We start from the raw sequence: 21,069 nt of genomic DNA on the forward strand, positions 1-21,069 counted from the left end.
GAAGCTTGCAGTTCCAAGCCCTTGCAGGAGCGGGTTTGCCCGCGAATGGAGCCACCACCGCTCCCAGCCAGGCACAAAAATGGGGCCCCTGAGGGCCCCATCCTTGTGCAACTGAAACCGGCTTACTGCGCCAGCTTCTTGTGCCGTACCCGGTGCGGCTGGGCAGCGGCGTCGCCCAGGCGCTTCTTGCGATCGGCTTCGTACTCGGTGTAGTTGCCCTCGAAGAACACCACGTTCGAGTCATCCTCGTAGGCCAGGATGTGGGTCGCCACACGGTCCAGGAACCAACGGTCGTGGGAAATCACGATGGCGGCGCCCGGGAAGTCCAGCAGGGCTTCCTCCAGCGAACGCAGGGTCTCGACGTCGAGGTCGTTGGACGGTTCGTCGAGCAGCAGGACGTTGCCGCCCTCTTTCAAGGTCAGCGCCAGGTGCAGACGGCCACGCTCACCACCGGAGAGATCCTTGACGAACTTCTGCTGGTCGCCGCCCTTGAAGTTGAAGCGGCCCACGTAGGTACGCGACGGGATCTCGTAGTTGCCGATACGAATCTGGTCGGAACCGTCGGAGATCTGCTGGAACACGGTCTTGCTGCCGTCCAGGTCCTCGCGGCTCTGGTCGACGCAGGCCAGTTGCACGGTTTCACCGATCTCGATGCTGCCCGAGTCCGGCTGCTCCTTGCCCATCAGCATGCGGAACAGGGTCGACTTACCGGCACCGTTACCACCGATAACGCCGACGATGGCGCCTTTTGGCATGGAGAACGACAGGTTGTCGATCAGCACGCGATCGCCATAGCCCTTGGAGACATTCTTGAACTCGATGACCTTGTCGCCCAGACGCGGACCTGCCGGGATGTAGATCTCGTTGGTCTCGCTGCGCTTCTGGAATTCCTGCGATTGCATCTCTTCGAAACGCTGCAGACGGGCCTTGGACTTGGACTGGCGAGCCTTGGCGCCTTTGCGCACCCACTCCAGTTCCTCTTTCATGGCCTTCTCGTGGGCGCTTTGCTGCTTGGATTCCTGCGCCAGACGCTCCGACTTGGCTTCCAGCCAACCCGAGTAGTTGCCTTCGTACGGGATGCCCGCGCCGCGGTCCAATTCCAGGATCCAGCCGGCGACGTTGTCGAGGAAGTAACGGTCGTGGGTAATGGCCACCACGGTGCCAGGGAAGTCGTGCAGGAAGCGCTCCAGCCAGGCCACCGAGTCGGCGTCCAGGTGGTTGGTCGGTTCGTCCAGCAGCAGCATGTCGGGGGCCGACAGCAGCAGGCGGCACAGGGCCACACGACGCTTCTCGCCACCGGACAAGTGTTCGATCTTCGCATCCCAGGCCGGCAGGCGCAGGGCATCGGCGGCGACGTCCAGCTGACGCTCCAGGTTGTGACCGTCGGCGGCCTGCAGGATGGCTTCGAGCTTGGCCTGCTCGGCGGCCAGCTTGTCGAAGTCGGCATCCGGGTCGGCGTAAGCCGCGTAGACTTCGTCCAGGCGCGCCTGGGCATCCTTGATCACGCTGACCGCTTCCTCGACCACTTCGCGCACGGTCTTGCTCGCGTCCAGCTGGGGCTCCTGCGGCAGGTAGCCGACATTGATGTCGGGCATCGGACGGGCTTCGCCATCGAATTCCTTGTCGACACCCGCCATGATCCGCAGCAGCGTGGACTTACCGGCGCCGTTCAGGCCCAGTACGCCGATCTTGGCGCCGGGGAAGAACGACAGGGAGATGTTCTTGAGAATTTCCCGCTTCGGCGGCACGACCTTGCTCAGCCGATGCATGGTGTAGACGTATTGAGCCATTCTGTGGACCTCTTGCACAAACGTGAATAAAACTGACAACTACCTGGCCAGCTTTGCAAAATGGGCCATTGTCGAGCTTTAAGGGCGTTCAGCGCAAATTCGCTTGCTGGGTACGATGTGCCTGTCTGAAAAGAGGTCTCATGTCGCTGGCGGCCAAACGCCCGCGGCAGCGCTTGCGGGGCGGGCCACCTAGGGTTGCGGTCGGAGAGAGTGCCACTGCGCAAGCCTGCCGCTCAATTCTCAAGGAAGAAGTGGCCATGGTTGAATAGCTGAAGGACCATTCGCCAGAGGTGAACCGCGCGTTCCCGGCCCGATCGCCCCTCCAGACACCGAAGCCAAGCGTTGACCAGCGCCCCGCGCCGAATCAGCTCCGGCGCGGGGTGTTCTCATTGCTGTCCATTGTTGACCTTGCCGAGCTCCGCCCCGGTCAAAGGTTGCGCCTCTGGATTCGACTGAGTACGGAGTTTCATTGCCTCGACAACCTGCGCACTGGTTTCGTCGAGCTGGACACTGGCCGATCCATCGCCGCCGTCCACTGCAGGCTGGGGCTCGTCGACGTAGACCCAGTCTTGTCCCTCGTTCCACGCCCCGCGCATTTCACCGCCTTTGGACAGATTGAAGTAGGTGCGATTGAGTTCAGGGTCTCCTGGCAGCTTGCCTTGTGGAAAGTTTGGCTGGATGGCGTGCAACGCCTTTTCGAACGACTTCTGGTGGGCGATCTCGCGACTCATCAGAAAACCCAGCGCATCTTTGATGCCAGGATCATCGGTGACGTTGATCAGCCGTTCGTAGACAATCTTGGCGCGAGCCTCGGCGGCAATGTTCGAACGCAGGTCGGCAGTCGGTTCGCCAATGGTATCGATGTAGGCTGCGCTCCAGGGTACGCCGGCGGAATTCACCAGCGGCGCCCCAGCCCCATACAACAGGCTTGTGATATGGGAGTCGTTGCCGGCGCCGGTCAGCGAGCGGTAAAGCTCGCCCTCGCTCTCTATGCCTTCGGCCAGGTTGCCCTTGGCCCCCTTGTTGAGCATCACCACGATCGAACCGATGATCTCCAGGTGGCTGAGTTCTTCGGTCGCAATGTCATAGAGCATATCCTTGCGTCCTGGATCGTCCTCACTGACAGCCTGGGTGAAATAGCGCATGGCTGCAGCCAGCTCACCCTGTGGACCTCCGAACTGTTCCAAGAGCAAATTGGCAAGGCCGGGATTGGGTTGCGCCACGCGCACGGTGTACTGCAATCGTTTGTTGTGCATGAACATAAGCGGGTCCTCATCAACGCATAAGGGCAGCTCGGCTGCCCTTGCGCTTTTCACGGATGACTAGCGGTTGTCGTCACTCTTGCGACCGCCGCCGTGGCTATGCTGTCCACCGACACGCCCCGCTTCGGAGGCTTTCTCACGATCATTGGCGAAGTTGCCGCCCGACACCTGGCCTCCCTTATGGCCAGCTTCGGAGGCACGCTCAGGATCGTTCTTGAAGTTGCCACCGGATGCTTGACCACCTTTGTGACCTGCTTCCGAAGCGCGTTCCGGATCGTTTTTGAAGTTACCCCCAGACACCTGGCCGCCTTTGTGTCCCGCTTCGGAGGCTTTTTCGCGATCGTTGGCGAAATTGCCCGGATTGGTGTTGGCATTACCACCCTGATTGCCACGATTGTCTTGATTGTTAGCCATGATTGACACCTCATGTCGTTAGTTACACAGAACGGTCTGTGTAAATGAGTGACCGGGGGCAAGCGGCTCATCGTGCAAAAGATTTTGAATGCGGGGACGAAAGGCTCTAATGAACTTGAGTCTTTAATCTTGTAGACACAAACCTGGCGAGCGGGCATATCAGCCACGCTTATCAACGGCCCGAAAGTCTTGTCCAATGACAATCAGGAATGGGTTTGGATTTATGGATTGACGACAACTTAGGTGTACAAACAAGGACTATTTGTACACGTCTGCCGACTGTCCGATGGTGCCGTTTGAATTGGACGGAATACGCACAGGAAGTGATCTACCGCTGACAACAATGCAGAGGGTAGGCAGATGAAAAAAAGAGGTAAAACCTATCGACAGTGGTACGACCCGATCCTGCACCACCAAATCCATGAGGAGACGCTGGACACCGGCGCCTGCCTTGAAGTGCAGGCACGCTTGTCACGTACGGGGGCGACACAGTTGTTCATCGGTGTCTATCGCGCCGATGGCTCGGCGTTATACGAACAAGCCTATGTCCAACGCCCGGGCGAAAACATGAGCCGGGCGTTGGTATGGGGCGTCGGGTATGCCAGGCGCATCGCGATCGAGGGCCAGGCGTTCAATGACGAACGGGTAACAGATCGATAGGCCTGGCCCCGAACACCGGCTTGGCGGGTGCCAGACAGCGCAGGGGCTTTTTCGCAGGCAAGCCTCGCCACCACAAGCAGCGTGGGTCAGACGTGGCGTTGCTTGCCCATGCCGCGCGGCAGGCGAGACTGCCCGCTCTGTTCGGCCAGGCGCGCGGCCCAGGCAGCCTTGGTGCTGAAACCGCCGGCACGGGCAGGGGTCTGGACGGACCTGCTCGCCGACTTGTTCACAACCTTGGCAGCGGGCTCCAAATCGGCCGTGACGACCGCCGCCGCGACAGGCTCGACCGCAACCTTGGCCGACTTGCGCAGCTCGGCCAGCGAGGGTGTCTTGCGCTGCGCAGCCGCGGCGTCGGGCTTGGTGAACGAGCGCTGGCAGGACTTGCAGGATACGTCGTCGGCCACGGCAGTGCTGACCAGGGTCTGACTGCTGCGCCCACAGGCGGAATCGAGGCCATTGGTGGAATAGTGAGTAACCAAACCGTACTTCTCCGATGCATTGACTATGAAACGGCCGGCATTCTCGCACAGGTGGAAGCGGGTTGCCGAATGCACGGTCAGCGTTGGATCGGCGACATATGGACTGGCACTTTGCCATAATCCAAGGCATGCTAGGGTCAGTCTGAAAATGTGTCTGCGCGAAGGCCAGACAAGGCGAAACGGAGCGAGCAAGCCCAGTGTACTGAAGTACATGCGCATTGCTCGCTCCGTTTCAACGCAGTATGGGCGAGTGCAGATACATATGAGGTTGAACCTAGCCGCTTTCGTATGTCCGGCCTTATAGTGCGCCACGGCGGCATGCCGCGTGCATGATCTCCCCTGCCTTCGCCAGCCCAATCGCAGGACCAACGCTTGACCAACTTCACCCAACCGCCCATCCAGCGCCCTGCGCCGTCTGCTTCGTTGCGAGGCTCGCTCAAGGGTGCGCTTGCTCTGCTGGCCCTGGTCCTGCTGGGTCTGTTGTTCTGGCAACTGTTCTCGCAGTTCCGCCACACACAGGCCGACTTGCGCCAGCAAAGCGTGGCGACGAGTGCGGAACTGGCCGACCACCTCACCCTGAACATGGCGCTCAAGGCGCAGCAAGCCATGAATCTGGTGCAGCCCTACGTCAAGCCACCGTCACCGGCGGCGTTGCCAGCGCTGCTGCAGACCCTCAGGGGACGCTTGCCGGCCTTGCGCGGCCTGGCCTGGCTAGACAGCAATGGGCAGATCCGCGGCGACAGCCTGCGCGACAGCCCAGACCGTCAAACGATCGACGGCCTGGTGCGCCTGAACCAGGGTAATGCCTACTTCTATGGCAATTCGAGCGACAACCAGCTGGTCTACCTGCTACTGCGCCAGCCCGCCGAACAGGACCGCGGCTACTGGCTGCTGCGCCTGTCCACCGACTACTACCAGGAGCTGGCCAGCAAGCTCAACACGCCAATCCACCCGCTCTGGCTGCTGGAAAACAGCCGTGACGGCACGGTGATCGAGCGCAGCGGTGTCGCCCACGCCAACCCATCGGCACTGCACAGCGTGCTGCTGGCCTTCATCGACAACAGCACCTGGCAGGTCCGCGGCCTGTACGACCCAACCTCGGCCCGCGAGAAACTGTTGCCCGCGCTGCTGGGCAAGAGTTTGCTGGTGCTGTTCTGCGCCCTGCTGCCGGGCCTGGCGTTGATCAACATGCGCCGTCGCCAGCGTGCCTTGCAGGAAGACCGCCGGCGCTATCAGGATATCTTCGAGAGCACCGGCGTGGCCCTGTGCGTGCTCGACCTGTCGAGCCTGCCCGGCCAGCTCGATCGCTACCACCTGCGCAACCTCGCCGCACTCAAGCAAAGCCTGGCACTGGAGCCGGGCCTGCGGCGCAACCTGCTGCAGGAACTGAAGATCACCGAGATCAACGAAGTTGCACGCCAGTTGCTCAACGTGACCTGCAACGAGGGCGCCTGGCAACGGCTGATCGAGGGTAGCGGCGATGGCCGCGAGAGCATCGGCATGCAGTTGCTCGACGCGCTGATCGAGCAGCGCGCACAGTTCGAGCTCGAAGTACGCCTGCCCGCGCCACTGGGTGGCGAGCTGCACCTGTGGCTGATGGCCCGCCTGCCCCAGCAGCGGCGCGACTACCAGGCCGTGATCCTCAGCATCAGCGACATCACCAGCCGCAAGCAGGTCGAACTGTCGCTGCTCGAACGTGAAAGCTTCTGGTCGGACGTCGTGCGTACCGTACCCGACCAGCTCTACGTTCAGGACGTGCACAACCGACGCATGATCTTCAGCAACCGCCACCTGGGACAAACCCTGGGCTACGACCGCTCGGAACTTGCGCAGATGGGCGATCACTTCTGGGAGCTGCTGCTGCACCCCGAGGATGCCGAGCACTACCGCAGCCTGCGCCAGCAACAGCGCGACAGCGGTCACAGCCAATCACTGCACTGCCAACTGCGCTTCCGCCACCGCGACGGCGGCTGGCGCTGCTACGACATCCGCGAGCAGGTCCTGGCCCGCGATGGCGAAGGCCAGGTCACTCGGATCATCGGTGTGGGCAAGGATGTCACGGTGCAGATCGAGGCCAGCCAGTCGCTGCGTGACAGCGAGCAGCGCTACCGGATGCTCGCCGAAAGCATCAGTGACGTGATCTTCTCCACCGACAACCAACTGCAGCTCAACTACATCAGCCCCTCGGTGCAGACGGTGCTGGGCTACTCGGTGGACTACATCTTCGACAACGGCTGGCCATCGATCATCGCCAACCCCTCCCAGCTCAGCGGCATGCAGACGCTCATGGAGCGGGTCAGCAAGGCGCTGGACGACCGCGAGCAACTGCGCCAGTTGCGCAGCCAGCTGCCGACCCAGGTGTTCCTGTTCGACTGCCTGCGTGCCGACGGTCGCAAGATACCCATCGAGCTGCGCCTGGTGCTGGTGTGGGACGACCACGAGCGCTTCGAGGGCGTCCTTGGGGTAGCGCGCGATATCAGCCAGCAACGACGCGCCGAGAAAGACCTGCGCATGGCCGCGACGGTATTCGAGCACTCGACCTCGGCGATCCTGATCACCGACCCGGCGGGCTACATCGTCCAGGTCAACGAGGCCTTCAGCCGGGTCAGCGGCTATGCGCCCGATGAAGTGCTCGACCAGCGCCCGAACATGCTCACCGTCGAAGGCCAGCAGGACGCGCACCTGGGCTATGTGCTCAAGCAACTGAACCAACGCGGCACCTGGGAAGGTGAAGTGTGGCTCAAGCGCCGCAGCGGCGAGCACTACCCGGCCTGGGTCGGCATCACCGCGGTGCTCGACGATGAGCGCGACCTTGCCAGCTATGTGTGTTTCTTCACCGACATCAGCGAGCGCAAGGCCAGCGAGCAGCGCATCCACCGCCTCGCGTACTACGACGCCCTCACCCACCTGCCCAACCGCACCCTGTTCCAGGACCGTCTGCACACGGCATTGCAGCAGGCCGAGCGGCACAAGTCGTGGGTGGTGCTGATGTTCCTCGACCTTGACCGTTTCAAGCCGATCAACGACTCCCTCGGCCACGCCGCCGGCGATCGCATGCTCAAGGACATGGCCGAGCGCCTGCTGGCCTGTGTCGATGAAGACGACACCGTGGCGCGCATGGGCGGCGACGAGTTCACCCTGCTGTTGCAGTCGCGTACCAGCCGTGAAATGGCGCTGAACCGCGCCATTCACGTCGCCGAGAACATCCTCGCCAGCCTGGTGCGGCCATTCGTGCTGGAGAGTCGCGAGTTCTTCGTCACCGCCAGTATCGGCATCGCCCTCAGCCCGCAGGACGGTAACGAGCTGAGCCAGCTGATGAAGAACGCCGACACGGCGATGTACCACGCCAAGGAGCGCGGCAAGAACAACTTCCAGTTCTACCAGGCCGACATGAACGCCAGCGCCCTGGAACGCCTGGAGCTGGAAAGCGACCTGCGTCACGCCCTGGAGCAGAACGAGTTCATTCTTTACTACCAGCCGCAGTTCAGCGGCGACGGCAAGCGCCTGACCGGCGCCGAGGCGCTGCTGCGCTGGCGCCATCCACGCCGCGGCCTGGTGCCGCCGGGCGACTTCATTCCGGTGATCGAGGAACTGGGCCTGGTAGTCGACGTCGGCGACTGGGTGTTGCGAGAGGCCAGCCGCCAGCTCAAGGCCTGGCACAAGGCCAAGGTGCGGGTGCCGAAGGTGTCGGTGAACATCTCGGCCCGGCAATTCTCCGACGGCCAGTTGGGCAAGCGGATCGCCACTATTCTCGAGGAGACCGGCCTGCCGCCGGCGTGCCTGGAGCTGGAACTGACCGAGAGTATCCTGATGCGCGAGGTCAACGAGGCCATGCAGATCCTCGACAGCCTGAAGAACCTGGGGCTGAGCATCGCGGTGGACGACTTCGGCACGGGCTATTCATCGCTCAACTACCTCAAGCAGTTCCCCATCGACGTGCTGAAGATCGACCGTACCTTCGTCGACGGCCTGCCCGAAGGCGAGCAGGATGCGCAGATCGCACGGGCGATCATCGCCATGGCCCACAGCCTCAACCTGGCGGTGATCGCCGAAGGCGTGGAAACGCATGAACAGCTGGAGTTCCTGCGCGAGCACGGCTGCGACGAAGTCCAGGGCTACCTGTTCGGCCGCCCGATGCCGGCCAACCAGTTCGAGGCGCAGTTCAGCAACGAAACCTTGTTCATGTTCCAGTGATCGTGCCGCCACGCAGTCCCTGTAGGAGCGGGCTTGCCCGCGAAAAGGACACCGCGCCGCCTGGCACGGGCTACGCCCGTGTTCGCGGGCAAGCCCGCTCCTACAGGGTGGACCGCCCCCAAGAAGCTGGACACCAATCCAGCCTCCACCAGGCATCGAAAAACGGACTTCGGGGTCAACTAGCGCCCCATCTCAGCCCAGTCCCGGTGCGGCCTGCAACATGAAGCCCATTGGTCCGCGACTTGATGCCACTTCATATGCCAGCCCCGACCCAATCGGTTAGAATGCCATCCCAATTCAGCCCCGATCCTTGAGGACCGCCATGTTCAGCCGTGATTTGACCATTGCCAAGTACGACGCCGAGCTCTTCGAAGCCATGCAGCAAGAAGCCCTGCGCCAGGAAGAGCATATCGAGCTGATCGCTTCGGAAAACTACACCAGCCCAGCGGTCATGGAGGCCCAGGGCTCGGTTCTGACCAACAAATACGCCGAAGGCTACCCAGGCAAGCGCTACTACGGCGGTTGCGAGTACGTCGACGTCGTCGAGCAGCTGGCCATCGACCGCGCCAAGGAGCTGTTCGGCGCCGACTACGCCAACGTCCAGCCGCACGCTGGCTCGCAAGCCAACGCTGCTGTCTACCTGGCGCTGCTGTCGGCCGGTGATACCATCCTGGGCATGAGCCTGGCCCACGGCGGTCACCTGACCCACGGCGCCAGCGTCAGCTCCTCGGGCAAGCTGTACAACGCCGTCCAGTACGGCATCGACGGCAACGGCCTGATCGACTACGACGAAGTCGAGCGCCTGGCTGTCGAGCACAAGCCGAAGATGATCGTCGCCGGCTTCTCCGCCTACTCGCAGGTCCTGGACTTCGCCCGCTTCCGCGAAATCGCCGACAAAGTCGGTGCCTACCTGTTCGTCGACATGGCCCACGTCGCTGGCCTGGTCGCCGCTGGCGTCTACCCGAACCCAGTACCATTCGCCGACGTGGTCACCACCACCACCCACAAGACCCTGCGTGGTCCACGTGGCGGCCTGATCCTGGCCCGCGCCAACGCCGACATCGAGAAGAAGCTGAACTCCGCAGTCTTCCCGGGCGCCCAGGGTGGCCCGCTGGAGCACGTCATCGCCGCCAAGGCGATCTGCTTCAAGGAAGCGCTGCAGCCTGAGTTCAAGGCCTACCAGCAGCAAGTGGTGAAGAACGCCCAGGCCATGGCCAGCGTGTTCATCGAGCGTGGCTTCGACGTCGTTTCCGGCGGCACCGAAAACCACCTGTTCCTGCTGTCGCTGATCAAGCAGGAAATCTCGGGCAAGGACGCTGACGCCGCACTGGGCAAAGCCTTCATCACCGTGAACAAGAACTCGGTCCCGAACGACCCACGTTCGCCGTTCGTCACCTCGGGCCTGCGCTTCGGCACCCCAGCCGTCACCACCCGTGGTTTCAAGGAAGCCGAGTGCCGCGAGCTGGCCGGCTGGATCTGCGACATCCTCGCCGACCTGAACAACGAAGCGGTGATCGACGCCGTTCGCGAGAAGGTCAAGGCCATCTGCAAGAAGCTGCCGGTGTACGGCAACTGATTGGCAATCGCCTGATGTGAAAAAGCCCGGCCTTGTGCCGGGCTTTTTGCTGATGTCTTGCGGCCCTGTCAGCCGGCCAAGGCGGCAAAACCCTCGCGTATGCTGTCTTGCGGCAGCTCATCCCCGATGAACACCATCACGCTTTCGCGCGCCTCGCCCTCCTTCCACTCGGCATCCCAGTCAAAGCCATACAGCTTGAGCACGCCCTGGAACACCAGCCGGCGGTCCTCGCCTGCGATGTTCAGTACTCCCTTGTAGCGCAGCAATTGCTTGCCGTGCTCTTCCAGCAGCTCGTTCATGAAGTCGCTGAGCCGATCGATATCCAGCGGCTTTTCCGTGCGCAGCACAAGGGTGGAGATACGGTCCGGGGTCGCGGGCTTGAACACCGGGCGCAGGGTCGGCCTCGGGCTCAGTCCCAAGTCCGGGTTGAGATTGAAACCGCGCACATCGAGCAGCTCGGCCAGGTCGATACGGCCATGCTCGACCACGCGAATCTGTGCACGGCCATTGATCCGTGCCAAACGCTCGCGCAGCGCGTCGACCACGTCTGCTTCGACCAGGTCCGTCTTGCTCAGCAGCAGGCGATCGGCAAACCCGACCTGGGCCTGGGCGATGGTCTGGGTCAGGTGGAACTCGGCATGCTTGGCGTCCACCAGGGTGATGATGCCGTCGAGGATATAGCGCTCGCGCAGCTCCTCGTCGATAAAGAAGGTCTGCGCCACCGGCGCCGGGTCGGCGAGGCCGGTGCACTCGATTACCAGACGATCGAAGGCGATTTCACCGGCATCCAGGCGTTCGAGCAGCAGGTACAGGGCACGGGTGAGGTCGCCATGGATGCTGCAGCACACACAACCGTTGGCCAGGGTCATCACCTGCACCGGTTCGTCGCCCAGCAGCTGGCTGTCGATGCCCGCCTCGCTGAATTCGTTCTCGATCACGGCGATCTTCAGGCCATGCTCGGCCTTGAGCATGTGCTTGAGCAGGGTGGTCTTGCCAGCACCGAGAAAGCCAGTGAGCACGGTGACGGGAATGGGGGTATGCACGCGTTTGCCTCCATTGAAGCCGAAAATGACTGTGGGAGCCCGATTGCGCGGGCTCCCACAGGTTCAAGCAGGGTGCAGGTTCAACAGCACTTGGGGCCGGCTTTGCCGCCATAACGAGCTTCCTGGCGCTCCTTGAAGAAGTCCTCGTAGCTCATCACCGGCTTGTCCGGATGCTTGTTCTGCATGTGCTCGACATAGGTGTCGTAGTCGGGCATACCAACCATCAGTCGGGCAGCCTGCCCCAGATACTTACCCAGCCGACCCAGGTCGTTGAACATCGCTGCAATCCTCTCAAGCGTCAGGCAGGGCCTGGAACGGGGTTTCCTTGTCGCTGCGCTCCTTGCGACCCAAGGCGGCGATGCCGACCTTGATGGCGAAGAACAGTACGCTGAACACCACCACCAGGAACAGCACGGTGAGACCGGCGTTGGTGTAGGCGTTGAAGATCACATGCTGCATCTGACCGATGTCCTTGGCCGGTGCCAGGACCTGACCGGCATCCAGCGCGGCGCTGTACTTCTTGGCCAGGGCCAGGAAGCCGACCGCAGGGTTCGGGTCGAACAGCTTGATCAGGCCTGCGGTGGTGGTGCAGATCAGCAGCCACAGCGCCGGCAGCAAGGTGACCCAGATATAGCGCTCGCGCTTCATCTTGATCAATACCACGGTGCCGAGCATCAGCGCGATACCGGCCAGCATCTGGTTGGAGATACCGAACAGCGGCCACAAGGTGTTGATACCGCCCAACGGGTCGATCACGCCCTGGTACAGCAGGTAGCCCCACAGGGCCACGCAACCGGCGGTGCCGATCAGGTTGGCCGTCCACGACTCGGTGCGCTTGAGCGCTGGCACGAAGCTGCCCAGCAGGTCCTGCAGCATGAAGCGCCCGGCACGGGTACCGGCATCCACGGCGGTCAGGATGAACAACGCCTCGAACAGAATCGCGAAGTGGTACCAGAAGGCCATGGTGTTTTCACCCGGCAGTACCTGGTGGAGGATCTGCGCGATCCCCACCGCCAGCGTCGGTGCACCACCGGCACGCGCCAGGATGGTGTGCTCGCCGATGTCACGGGCAGTGGCCTCGAGCTGCTCGGGGGTGATGGTGAAGCCCCAACTGCTGACGGTCTGCGCCACCGACACGACGTCGGCACCGACCACGGCGGCCGGGCTGTTCATGGCGAAGTACACACCCGGCTCGATCACCGAAGCAGCGACCATGGCCATGATGGCGACGAACGACTCCATCAGCATGCCGCCGTAGCCGATGTAACGGGCGTTGGTTTCGTTGTCCAGCAGCTTGGGCGTGGTGCCCGAGCTGATCAGGGCATGGAAGCCGGACACCGCGCCGCAGGCGATGGTGATGAACAGGAACGGGAACAGGGTGCCCTTCCACACAGGCCCCGTACCGTCGGTGAACTGGGTCAGGGCCGGCATCTTCAGCTCAGGCGCAATGATCAGGATACCGATGGCCAGGCCAATGATGGTGCCGATCTTGAGGAAGGTCGAGAGGTAGTCACGCGGTGCCAGCACCAGCCACACCGGCAGCACGGCGGCGACGAAGCCATAGCCGACCAGCATCCAGGTGATCTGCACGCCGGTGAAAGTGAACGCCGGGCCCCACACCGGATCGGCCGCGATCACGCCACCCAGCCAGATCGATGCCAGCAGCAGCACCACGCCGATCAGCGAAATCTCGCCAATGCGACCCGGGCGGATGAAGCGCATGTAGATGCCCATGAACATGGCGATTGGGATGGTCGCCATCACCGTGAACATGCCCCATGGGCTCTCGGCCAAGGCCTTGACCACGATCAGCGCCAGCACCGCGAGGATGATGATCATGATCAGGAAGCAGCCGAACAAGGCGATGGTGCCCGGAATGCGGCCCATTTCCTCACGCACCATGTCGCCCAGCGAACGGCCGTTACGGCGGGTGGAGAGGAACAGGACCATGAAGTCCTGCACGGCCCCTGCCAGTACAACGCCGGCAATCAGCCAGAGCGTACCGGGCAGGTAGCCCATCTGCGCGGCGAGCACCGGACCGACCAGCGGGCCGGCGCCAGCGATGGCGGCGAAATGGTGACCGAAGAGGATGTGCTTGTTGGTCGGGACGTAGTCCAGGCCATCGTTGTTGAGTACCGCCGGAGTAGCCCGGCGCGGATCGAGTTGCATCACCTTGGTGGCGATGAACAGGCTGTAGTAGCGGTAGGCGACCAGGTAGATGGCCACAGCCGCAACCACGATCCACAAGGCGTTGATGGCTTCACCGCGACGCAGGGCGACCACACCCAGCGCACAGGCTCCTATGACTGCCAGCGCCAGCCACGGAATGTGACGTAGCAGGCTGTTATTGTTATTCATGGCATGCTTCCAGCTAAGTGGTTGGAATAGACAGCTCCCTGAGTCTAGGGCCTGCTTGCCAGCTTTACCATATTGAATTGCACCCTGCCCGCGCCGCCCTAGAGCGGCGCGGGCAGGGTGCGAAAAGCGACCTGATATTTCTACCAGTTGTGCCGTGGCCCAGGCCGCCCGAATATTTCGACATCGCTGATCGGACAGAGATGTCGCAATGAAGAACCGTATCCGGGCCATACAAATCGGCTTGCTCGTGCTGTTGGCGGCAGGGATTCTGTTCGCGCTGCTGGCCCGCAAGGAGCCGCTGGTGACCCCCACGCCGCGCCAGCACGCAGAACAACCCAGCACCCGTTAGGGCACGCAGGCTGAATCGCATCAGTCGCCGCCAGGCCGCGACAAGCGTGGCTGGTCTATAGTCAGATCAACTGACGAGGATCCGCCATGACACATCCCTCTGGAACTGACGAGCGCAGGCGCTTCCAGCGCATCGACTTCGACGCCCCCACCGAACTGCGCCAAGGCGACCGACAGTGGCCTGTGAAACTGCTCGACCTGTCGCTCAAAGGCCTGCTGATCGAACGGCCAGCGCCCTGGGACGCAGACCTGACCCAGGATTTCGATGCGCTCATCCACCTCGACAAAGAGGTCACGGTCCGTATGCAGGTGGAATTACGCCACGAAGAACCCACTCGGCTGGGTTTTGTCTGCCTCTATATAGACGTTGACTCGATGACCCATCTGCACCGTCTTGTGGAACTGAACCTGGCCGACAGCACCGAAATGATGCGCGAGCTGCGCGAACTTATCGAAGATTGAAATCTTTTAGCTTGCTAAGAACATGACCGACCCGCATTTCCTGCCTACCTAGACAGCTTTTCACGGGCTGCCGAGCTTTTTGTACACACCCTTCTAAACCGCCTTTCCCATGTTGGAACGCTATCTGCATTGCGGTCAGAGACACCGCCCTGCCGGATCTGCGGCTGCCCAGATCAAAATATTGTATACAATTTATCTGGCAATATTTTATCGGAGCTGTCTACAGTATCGGCACAACAATAAACAGAGAGCCTGCTCCAATGACTACGTCCACCAGCACGTCTCCTGCCAAGCGCCCCGAGGACGAAAACCTCGGGCTTGGTGCCAACCTGGCTTATGGCCTGCAGCATGTCCTGACCATGTACGGAGGGATCGTCGCCGTGCCACTGATCCTGGGTCAGGCCGCCGGCCTGGCCCCGGCGGAGATCGGCCTGCTGATTGCCGCATCGTTGTTTGCTGGCGGACTGGCCACCCTGTTGCAGACACTCGGACTACCCTTCTTCGGCTGCCAGTTGCCACTGGTGCAGGGCGTGTCGTTCGCTGGCGTGGCCACCATGGGCGCGATTCTCGGCAGCCAGGGCGGCGGCGGCCTGCCGGCGGTGCTGGGCGCAGTCATGGCAGCATCGCTGATCGGCTTTCTGATCACTCCGGTGTTCTCGCGGATCACCAAGTTCTTCCCGCCGCTGGTGACCGGCATCGTCATCACCACCATCGGCCTGACCTTGATGCCGGTGGCCGCGCGCTGGGTGATGGGTGGCAACAGCGCCTCGCCGGAGTTCGGCAGCATGGCCAACATCGGCCTGGCGGCGTTGACCTTCGCCATCGTCCTGCTGCTGAGCAAGCTGGGCAGCGCCAGCATCTCGCGCCTGTCGATCCTCCTGGCCATGGTTGCCGGCACGCTGATCGCCTGGGCACTGGGCATGGCCGATTTCAGCAAGGTCGGCGAAGGCCCGGTGTTCGCCTTCCCTACCCCGTTCCACTTCGGCATGCCGACGTTCCACATCGCGGCGATCCTGTCGATGTGCATCGTGATCATGGTGACCCTGGTGGAGACCTCGGCGGATATCCTCGCGGTCGGTGAGATCATCGACACCAAGGTCGACTCCAAGCGCCTGGGCGACGGCCTGCGCGCCGACATGGCATCGAGCATCCTGGCGCCGATCTTCGGCTCCTTCACCCAGAGCGCGTTCGCCCAGAACGTCGGCCTGGTGGCCGTGACCGGGGTGAAGAGCCGCTACGTGGTGGCCACGGGCGGGGTGATCCTGGTGGTGCTTGGCCTGCTGCCGATCATGGGCCGGATCATCGCCGCAGTACCCACCCCGGTCCTGGGCGGCGCGGGCATCGTGCTGTTCGGCACCGTGGCGGCGAGCGGCATCCGTACCCTGTCGAAGGTGAACTACAAGAACAACGTCAACCTGATCATCGTGGCGGCCTCGCTGGGCTTCGGCATGATCCCCATCGCCGCGCCGAGCTTCTACCATCAATTCCCCAACTGGTTCGAGACCATCTTCCACTCGGGCATCAGCTCGGCGGCGATCATGGCGATCCTGCTGAACCTGATCTTCAACCACTTCAAGGCCGGCAATTCGGACCAGCAGTCGGTATTTGCCGCCGGGTACGAGCGCACCATCCAGTATTCGGACATCTCGGTGCTGCGCGATGGCGACTACTTCAAGGATGGCAAGCTGTTCGATGCCGATGGCAATGAAGTGCCGGTGATGGACATCGATGAACACGGCGAACAGGTGCTCAGACGCAAGGCGGTGGCGGAGCACTGACCCAGATGCCATACCTGTAGGAGCGGCGGTTCGGCGCCCCGACTTGCCCGCGAAAATGACACCGCGGTGCCTGGCACGGGCTACGCCCGTGTTCGCGGGACAAGTCGCAGCGGCGAACCGCCTTCAACCGCGCGTCACGAAGTACCCGTTCAATATCTCCACATCCTTGGCATCCAGTACTCCCGCCAAGTAGCGCAACTGCACCCAGGCCCGCAGGTACTCATGCCGGGCCTGGGCCAGATCACGCCGCGCCCCGTACAACTGCTGCTCGGCATCGAGCACATCGAGGTTGACCCGCTCTCCCCCCTGCACGCTGCGCCGAGTCGCCTCGACCAACGCACTGGCAGCATTCACCGCCATCCCGTAGGCCCGGATCTTCGCGGTGCTGCTGGCGCACAGGTTGAACTGGCGACGCAACTGATTGAGCGTGTCGCTGACCTGCGCATCGACCTGGAACTGCAAGCCATCTCGCTCCGCCTGTGCCTGGCGCACGCGCGCCGATACACCGCCACCGGCGAACAGCGGCACATTCAACTGAATCCCGACACTGTCGGTGTCATAGCGCTGGTTGTAGGTGCTTTCCGAGCTCGAACTGGAAATGCCCTTGCTCACGTAGGCACTCAAGCTCGGCAGGTGCCCTGCACGCTGACGCTCCACACCTTGGTCAGCGACATCCAGGGCATGTCGCTGGCTGGCCAGCTCGGCATTATGCGCCACGGCCAGGTCGCGCCAGGGCTCGAAGCGCGCCGGTACCAGCGGCTGCACGGCGAGTGACGGCAACATCGGTGCAAGGTCTTCGGCACTCATCGCCTCGCCGGTGATCGCCTGCAGGCTGCGCAGCGCCGCGTCGAGGTTGTCGCCAGCCTCGATCTCCTGGGCCTGGGCCAACTCGTAGCGGGCACGGGTTTCCAGCACGTCGGTGAGGGTGCCCTCGCCATTCTTGAGCAGGCGCTCGTTGAGCTGCAGTTGCTCGGCGTAGGTGCGCCGCTGGGCCTGGGCCAGGGCAATCTGCTCGTCGGCGAACAATGCTTCGCTGTAGGCCGAAAACACCCGCACCATCATTTCCTGGCCGCGACCGCGCAGGCGCTCGTCGGCCAGCGCAGCCTGGGCCACGCCGCGGCGATAGTCGCTCCATACGGCGTAATCGAACAACGGCTGCTGCAAGGTCAGGGTCGAGCTGTAGCTGCGGTAATCACGCTGGCTGGTGACATCACCGAGCTGGCTGCGCTGGGTCACCTCCGAGTCGTTGCGGGCACGGCTGTAGCGGTAGGAAAGATTCGGCAACAGCCCCGCGCGACCGATGGCGAGGTTCTCGACACCCGCGTCGCGCTCGGCGATTGCCGCGCGCAGGGTCGGATCGTTGCGCAGGGCCAGGGCATAGGCATCGCTCAGGTCCAGGGCTTGCGCTGGCAGTACCAGGCCCGACAACACGCCCGACAATACCGTGGGCAACAACAGGCGCATCGGCTCACTCCTCGCTCAGGGCGATATGCACCCGGTCGGCCAACGGCTTGAACAGGTAGCTGAGCAGCGAGCGCTCGCCACTGCGCACGAAAGCCTCCACCGGCATACCGGGGCGAATGTCCAGCCCAGCAAGCTGCCGCGCGCCGTCCTCGCTGACCTTGATGCGCACCTGGTAATACGGCTGCTGGGTCTTTTCATCGAGCAGGCGGTCCGCCGAGACCAGGCTTACCTCACCTGCCACCCGTGGCGTGGTGCTCTGGTTGAAGGCGACGAACAGCAACTCCACCGGCAAGCCCGGCTGCAAGCGGTCGACCAGCTCCACCGGTGCCCGAGCATCGACCAGCAACGGCGCATCGCTGGGGACGATTTCCATCAACTGCTGCCCGCGCGCGATCACCCCGCCGTTGGTGAACACACTCAAGCCCACCACGGTACCGGCGACCGGCGCACGCACCTGGGTGTGGGCCAGGTCGAACTCGGCGCTGCGCAGGCGGTTGCCCAGGTCCTCGGCGCTGGCCTGGGACTCGCTCAACTGCTGGCGCACCTCGTTCTGGAATTCCTGACGGCGCTGGCTGGCACGCAGTTTCAGTTCCTGGACCTGGCGCCGGGTGCGACCGATATTGCCGAGGTCTTCGGCAATCGAGCCGTTGACCTGCGCCAGCAGGCGCTCGCTGTCGAGCAGACGGTTGCGCGGAATGTAGCCGTCACGGGCCAGCTCGCGCAGGCCGCGCAGTTGCTCGTCCAGCGCGACGCGCTGGGCCTGTTTGCTGCTCAGCGAGCCTTGCAGGCCACTGAGCGACGCCTCGGCCCCGGCGATACTTTCGCTCACACCCGCCAACTCCAGCTCCAGCGCCTGGGCGCGGCTGCTGCGCAATTGTCGCTGGGTCTCCAGTACCGTCGCCACCCACGGCGTGGCGGCCTCCTCGAGCAGGTCGGCGGCAAAGGTCACGCCGGGCGCTGAATCGCGTTCGGCCAGCAGACGTGCCTCCATGGCCCGCGCATTCACGTACTGCACCTGCAACGAACCGCGCTGTGCCTGGGCCTGGGTTGGGTCGAGGCTGAGCAGTACCTGGCCTGCCTGGACCTGATCGCCGTCGCGCACCGCAAGCTGCCCGATCACCCCTCCGGTGGGATGCTGGACCGCTTGCCGACTGCCGGCCACCACCACATTGCCGCTGACCGGCACGCCCTTGTCCAGCGGCGCCAGCGCCGCCCACAACAGGAAGCCGCCAAAGCCTGCCAACACCAGCCAACGCCCGGCCTTCGCCGGGCCTCGGGCATCGTCGCGCAGTTGATGAACCTTGTCAGACGCAGCGCCAGACGCGGGGGTAAACAACGGGTGCACACTCATGCTCAAGATCTCTGGCCGCCCTGGTTGAAGCTGTAGGTCACGCCGCTACGCACCGCGGAGGGTGGTGCGACGCTGGGGGCTGCAGGACGGGCCGCAGCCTGAAGTACCCGTGCGGTCGGGCCGAACTGCTGGATCACGCCGCCGTGCAGCACCAGCAGCTTGTCCAGCCCCAGCAGCAGGCTCGACTTGTGGCTGATCATCACCAGCGTACGCCCCCGCGCCTTGAGCTCGGCGAGCGCCGCCAGCAAGGCGCGCTCGCCGGCCTCGTCGAGGCTGGCGTTGGGTTCGTCGAGCACCACCAGCGCTGGCAAGCGATACAGCGCCCGGGCCAGGCCGATCCTTTGTCGCTGTCCACCGGACAGCCCCGCGCCACCTTCGCCCAGCAACGTGTCGTAGCCCTGCGGCAGTTGCAGAATCAGCTCGTGCACACCGGCCAATTGCGCCGCTGCGACCACCTCCGAGGCGTCCACCGGGCCAAGCCGGGCGATGTTGTCGGCAATGCTGCCGGCAAACAGTTGCACGTCCTGCGGCAGGTAGCCGATGTGCTCGCCGAGCGCCTGGCGATCCCACTGGGCCAGCGCCGCTCCGTCGAGGCAGACCTTGCCCGACTCAGGGTTCGCAGCGCCTACCAACAGGCGGGCCAGGGTCGATTTTCCAGACCCCGAGGCACCGATCAACCCCAGAGACTCACCGGCCGCCAGTTCGAAATCGATACCACTCAGGCAGACCCGCTGCCCGCCAGGCACCCGGGCATGCAACTGCTCGACCCGCAGCCGCCCCTGTGGCGCAGGCAGCGGCATCGCACTGGCCAACGGTGGATAACGGCGCAACAGCAAACCCAGCCGCTCGGCGCTCTGGCGTGCCGACCCCCACTGGCGCCACACGCCAATCAGCTGATCGATCGGCGCCAGCACCCGCGCCATCAGGATGGAACCGGCGATCATCATCCCCGGGCTGATCAGGTGCTCCAGCGCCAGCCAGGCCCCCAGCCCAAGCACCAGCGACTGCAATGCCAGGCGCACGCTCTTGGACACCGCAGTTATTGCCGCGCTGCGCTCGCTGCCCAGGTTCTGCCGGGCCAGGAAGCCATGGTGCAGCAGGTTCCAACGCTGGCGTACGGCGCCAAGCATGCCCATGGCGGCGATCGCCTCGGCATTGCCCAGGTTGCCCGACGCCTGCTGCATCGCCTGCTGCGACAGCCGCCCGGCCTCGATGAACTCGCCATGGGTCAGGCGTTCGTTGAGCCAGGCAAGCCCGGCCAGCAGCAGCGCCCCGACCACCGCCAGCAGGCCCAGCCACGGGCTGAACAGGAAGATCACCAGCAGGTACAGCGGAAACCACGGCGCATCGAAGAAGGCGAACAACGCCTGGCCAGTGGCGAACTGGCGCAACTGGGTCAGGTCGCCCAGGGCCTGCTGGGCGCTACCTTTGTGCCCGTCGAGGCTGGCCTGGTATGCGGCATCGAACACCCGAGGGTTGAGTTGCAGGTCCATGCGCGTGCCCAGGCGGATCACCACCAGGCTGCGCAGCCATTCCAGCACGCCCATGAAGGCGAACAGGCCCAGCACCATCAGGCTGAGCATCAGCAAGGTCATCTCGTTGCCCGACGACAGCACCCGGTCGTAGACCTGCAGCATGTACAGCGCCGGCGCCAGCATCAGCACGTTGGCCACGGCGGTGAACAGGGCGATATTGCCCAGCCCACCCCGGCAGGACTTGAGGGCCTGCCACAGTTCATCGGCGGCGGCGTTGCGCGGTGTACTCATCGCTGACCTCGAAGGGCGAGGCGGCGTCGCCATTGACCTGGCAGCCGCCACCTCGCAGAATTTCGCGGCACCCCGGCCTGGGCCCGACAAGACACGGGCCAGGGTGCATGCAACAGGGCCAATG

16 protein-coding genes and 1 pseudogene are annotated in these 21,069 nt (G+C 63.5%); 6 read left to right on the plus strand and 11 right to left on the minus strand.

Features of this window, described 5'->3' with window-relative positions:
* Positions 1–122: 122 nt before the first annotated feature.
* From ettA to AB688_RS27605, 4 genes and pseudogenes are all read right to left on the minus strand, one after another.
* Positions 123–1,790, minus strand: a complete 1,668-nt coding sequence (ettA, locus tag AB688_RS24030) for an energy-dependent translational throttle protein EttA (protein ID WP_054894058.1) — start codon at positions 1,788–1,790, stop codon at positions 123–125.
* Between the two features lie 386 nt (positions 1,791–2,176).
* Positions 2,177–3,052, minus strand: a complete 876-nt coding sequence (locus tag AB688_RS24035) for a manganese catalase family protein (RefSeq protein WP_063546128.1) — start codon at positions 3,050–3,052, stop codon at positions 2,177–2,179.
* 60 nt (positions 3,053–3,112) lie between these two features.
* On the minus strand, positions 3,113–3,220 hold the full coding sequence (locus tag AB688_RS27300; protein WP_231100338.1) for a general stress protein: 108 nt from the start codon (positions 3,218–3,220) through the stop codon (positions 3,113–3,115).
* A pseudogene (locus tag AB688_RS27605) lies at positions 3,206–3,466 on the minus strand (general stress protein); the annotation flags it as partial. The pseudogene AB688_RS27605 and the gene AB688_RS27300, both read right to left, overlap by 15 nt.
* A gap of 360 nt (positions 3,467–3,826) precedes the next feature.
* On the opposite strand from AB688_RS27605, the gene AB688_RS24045 reads away from it, so the two are divergent.
* Positions 3,827–4,126, plus strand: a complete 300-nt coding sequence (locus AB688_RS24045) for a hypothetical protein (protein WP_063546130.1) — start codon at positions 3,827–3,829, stop codon at positions 4,124–4,126.
* Positions 4,127–4,212: 86 nt separating this feature from the next.
* Here AB688_RS24045 and AB688_RS24050 read toward each other — a convergent pair whose 3' ends face one another.
* Entirely contained in the window at positions 4,213–4,605 is a 393-nt protein-coding gene (locus AB688_RS24050; RefSeq protein ID WP_063546878.1) for a hypothetical protein, read from the minus strand.
* Positions 4,606–4,977: 372 nt separating this feature from the next.
* Between AB688_RS24050 and AB688_RS24055 the strand changes: the two genes are divergently transcribed.
* Complete coding sequence (locus AB688_RS24055; protein WP_063546131.1) at positions 4,978–8,799, plus strand: EAL and GGDEF domain-containing protein; 3,822 nt, start codon at positions 4,978–4,980, stop codon at positions 8,797–8,799.
* A 322-nt stretch (positions 8,800–9,121) separates the two neighbouring features.
* A complete protein-coding gene (glyA, locus tag AB688_RS24060; protein ID WP_054894053.1) occupies positions 9,122–10,375 on the plus strand; it encodes a serine hydroxymethyltransferase in 1,254 nt (417 codons plus the stop codon).
* A 68-nt stretch (positions 10,376–10,443) separates the two neighbouring features.
* Here the strand turns inward: glyA and yjiA are convergent, their stop codons facing one another.
* From yjiA to AB688_RS24075, 3 genes are all read right to left on the minus strand, one after another.
* A complete protein-coding gene (gene yjiA, locus AB688_RS24065; protein WP_063546132.1) occupies positions 10,444–11,418 on the minus strand; it encodes a GTPase in 975 nt (324 codons plus the stop codon).
* Positions 11,419–11,498: 80 nt separating this feature from the next.
* A complete protein-coding gene (locus AB688_RS24070; RefSeq protein ID WP_054894051.1) occupies positions 11,499–11,696 on the minus strand; it encodes a YbdD/YjiX family protein in 198 nt (65 codons plus the stop codon).
* A 13-nt stretch (positions 11,697–11,709) separates the two neighbouring features.
* Positions 11,710–13,776 carry a carbon starvation CstA family protein gene (locus AB688_RS24075; protein ID WP_063546133.1) on the minus strand — a complete coding sequence of 689 codons (2,067 nt, stop codon included), beginning with the start codon at positions 13,774–13,776 and terminating at the stop codon, positions 11,710–11,712.
* A 208-nt stretch (positions 13,777–13,984) separates the two neighbouring features.
* Between AB688_RS24075 and AB688_RS26925 the strand changes: the two genes are divergently transcribed.
* The 3 genes from AB688_RS26925 (at position 13,985) to AB688_RS24085 (ending at position 16,364) form a co-directional block, all read left to right on the plus strand.
* A complete protein-coding gene (locus AB688_RS26925; RefSeq protein ID WP_155738234.1) occupies positions 13,985–14,125 on the plus strand; it encodes a hypothetical protein in 141 nt (46 codons plus the stop codon).
* An 86-nt stretch (positions 14,126–14,211) separates the two neighbouring features.
* Complete coding sequence (locus tag AB688_RS24080; protein ID WP_063546134.1) at positions 14,212–14,586, plus strand: PilZ domain-containing protein; 375 nt, start codon at positions 14,212–14,214, stop codon at positions 14,584–14,586.
* Between the two features lie 260 nt (positions 14,587–14,846).
* Entirely contained in the window at positions 14,847–16,364 is a 1,518-nt protein-coding gene (locus AB688_RS24085) for a nucleobase:cation symporter-2 family protein (protein WP_063546135.1), read from the plus strand.
* Positions 16,365–16,487: 123 nt separating this feature from the next.
* Here the strand turns inward: AB688_RS24085 and AB688_RS24090 are convergent, their stop codons facing one another.
* From AB688_RS24090 to AB688_RS24100, 3 genes are read right to left on the minus strand one after another with little or no spacing between them, the layout of a single operon-like run.
* Positions 16,488–17,828: a TolC family outer membrane protein gene (locus AB688_RS24090; protein ID WP_063546136.1), complete on the minus strand. Its 1,341-nt coding sequence runs from the start codon at positions 17,826–17,828 to the stop codon at positions 16,488–16,490.
* Positions 17,829–17,832: 4 nt separating this feature from the next.
* On the minus strand, positions 17,833–19,179 hold the full coding sequence (locus AB688_RS24095) for an HlyD family type I secretion periplasmic adaptor subunit (RefSeq protein ID WP_063546137.1): 1,347 nt from the start codon (positions 19,177–19,179) through the stop codon (positions 17,833–17,835).
* Positions 19,180–19,181: 2 nt separating this feature from the next.
* Entirely contained in the window at positions 19,182–20,945 is a 1,764-nt protein-coding gene (locus tag AB688_RS24100) for a type I secretion system permease/ATPase (RefSeq protein ID WP_063546138.1), read from the minus strand.
* Between the last annotated feature and the right edge of the window lie 124 nt (positions 20,946–21,069).

Source organism: Pseudomonas putida (genome assembly GCF_001636055.1).
Taxonomy (GTDB): domain Bacteria; phylum Pseudomonadota; class Gammaproteobacteria; order Pseudomonadales; family Pseudomonadaceae; genus Aquipseudomonas; species Aquipseudomonas machongensis.